The sequence below is a fragment of the Geobacillus sp. DSP4a genome, from assembly GCF_013096875.1.
Taxonomy (GTDB): domain Bacteria; phylum Bacillota; class Bacilli; order Bacillales; family Anoxybacillaceae; genus Geobacillus; species Geobacillus thermophilus.
Map to the genome: position 1 here is coordinate 1 of NZ_SDLD01000097.1, position 2,507 is coordinate 2,507.

Sequence of the window (2,507 nt, forward strand, 5' to 3'; positions counted from 1 at the left end):
AGAAACATTCGCGCAGTCGTTTTGCATCGCAAGAAGCATCGTTTCCACACTGACGAAACACGAAAAAAACGTGTGGGATTCGTTATGTCTTCTGTTGGCAGGCGAAACGATCGATCGAGTTCTTTCCGCTACCTAGGGCATTTTCTATGACCGAAATGCCCTATTTGTGCTGGGCTTTTTTATACACTAGCACTGGGGTGAATAGTTACGATTTTTAAGATAACTAAAGCAAACGGACACACATTAAAAGGAAAAATTATAAATATAGACGACAATTTTCTTAGGGAATCTCCAGGAACAGCCAAAAATTTTAAAGGATTAGATGTAAAGTTTAATTTCTTCAAAGACAAAAATCTAGTTCTTTTTTCCATTGAACATCCTACTGTAACAGTAACCGAAATGAACACCATAAGAACCAATAAAACTTTTGAAGAAGTACAAAAAGAGAGTAAGGAAAAAACAGATAATGAAGAAATTTATAAGTTTACAAGTGTAATTGATCCATTGGTTAACAACTCTCCCTCTATTCAGTGGATCGATGAAATGGGAAGAAAGGGATTAGATTTTGAAATACATATGGATATGTATTACCTTTATAAGGTCTTACCGGATCATTCGTAAATGAATACTAGGTATTTCCTTGAGATTTCAAGAAGAAGTGGAGACGTGTGGGAGGTGAAAATAAGATTGTTCACCTTTGAACCGTCGGTTAGAGGTTCATTCTGATTATAAATATAGAAAACATAAAGTCAAAGAAATTATCATTCATTTAGTGGTGGAGGACGTACACTTAGTTTCTTCGTTGGGGGACGTATCCTCGTTTAACAATAGGAACAATAGGATCCTAGATATCAAAAAGACCGTATGAAAAAAAATTATACGGCCTTTTTATGGTTCTTCAGGGAGTTTTCTATTCTTCAAAATACTCCAGATGTCGTTTGAGTCCTTCGGAAAGACTTTAATCCGTTTCCCAATCCCCAAATAATAAATTTTCTTTTCTTCTTCTATCACTTTAAAGACAATCCTAAAGTCTGATTTGGTATCGGTCCATCCCCTTTTTCGTTTTATTTCTAAAGGAATGGAATGCATATAGCGTTTTCGATATCCGTAAGTAGATAAGGGAGGAAATTCAGTCTTACGACTGATATTTTCCCAATTCTTATCCAGTTCAACCAATTCTTTACGTAATTGTTCCTGAAAAAGACCCCAATCATTGGGGTCAACTAGGTTGTTATCTCGAATATTCTTCAGGTCTTCAAAAAAACGCGGATCAAATTCTTGTTCGTACCGTGGCGCCAACCGAGTTCATCCCCTTTTTCCTTTTTTACTCGTTTTTCTCTAACAGATCAAATATCTCATCAATCGATTTAAACGTGCGAGATTCACTCTGACCTTTTTCAACTCGCTCGACATCTTCTTTATATTCTTTGGCCAATTGTATATCTTCATACAAACTTTCTAACTCATCAATTTTGGATTGTAGTTCCTGAATGTTATCAACTAGCTGCTCATACTTTTCCCAACTAAGCATCGCGATTGACAAATTATTGTTTACGATCACCCCCAATTTGTCAAATGCATTTACCATTTCTAACAGAGATTTTTGTGAAAGACTTCTCAAAGCACTTGCTGGGAGCGTTTCCTCTTTTGTAAGTGTTTTGGTTGGCATTTTTTTATCCCCCTCCATACCTCTTCACCTCCATTCTACTTATTATTGTATTCATAATCAATATTTTTGTGCAGAATTCTGAACAAATTTTTGAACAAAATTTTGTACAAAACGTTATGTAATCAAATGGACGATTATTTATTATTTATTTTTATCAAAAAATCCCTTTTTCAAACCGAAATATAAGCCACAATGATGAAAAAATTACAGATTTATCGCTTAGGGAGCAATAACGTACTTCACTTGGTTATATTTATTGGTGTATAATAGGAACAAATGTTCAGAACTTGTGTTCTACAAGGTAAGGGGGTAGATGGATATGAAGTGGCAATGCGAGAAAACAAGTACAAATACGTGGTTAAAACGGATGCTGGAGGAGTATGATGATCTAAAATTACATATTCAATAGCGTTTTTTATATCCAAAGTCCTGAATATATAGTAAAATTTTCTTGAAATAAAACTTATAAGGAGCATTCCCGTTAGGAGCTTTTCCGGGGACTTGATCAAAAAAAGCCCTCTTGGTATGATGCAGGGGTGTCAACCACATCACTCACCATACCAAGGAGGACTTCAGATGAATTGTACACAAAACTATAAAATTGATCAAGTCACGGCTCACATTTCGCACCCTAACAAGGTCAAAACAAAGGATTTTTTATTTAGTTTTTCAGAATAACTTTTTGACCAACACAACGAGCGATGGCAATCCTTTTTTTACCATCGCTGGTCGTTCCGTATCACGTTACACGTAGATGCTCTCATCCATGCCCAATCCCTGCAGAATCCTTCGCTGATCAGGGGTAAGGGAGCGATCCAGTGAGCGTTGGATGCGCCCA

General features: G+C 36.2%; 2 protein-coding genes. Both read right to left on the reverse strand.

The genetic code is table 11. The annotated features are described in order from the left end of the window. Positions 1-888 precede the first annotated feature (888 nt). Positions 889-1,299: a hypothetical protein gene (locus ETC02_RS16380; RefSeq protein ID WP_050368442.1), complete on the reverse strand. Its 411-nt coding sequence runs from the start codon at positions 1,297-1,299 to the stop codon at positions 889-891. A gap of 25 nt (positions 1,300-1,324) precedes the next feature. Next, positions 1,325-1,687 carry a hypothetical protein gene (locus ETC02_RS16385; RefSeq protein WP_050368443.1) on the reverse strand — a complete coding sequence of 121 codons (363 nt, stop codon included), beginning with the start codon at positions 1,685-1,687 and terminating at the stop codon, positions 1,325-1,327. Positions 1,688-2,507 lie beyond the last annotated feature (820 nt).

Coding starts and splice junctions, on each gene's coding strand:
- ETC02_RS16385 (WP_050368443.1), bottom strand. CDS start 1,687: ATGGAGGGGGATAAAAAAATGCCAACCAAAACACTTACAAAAGAGGAA.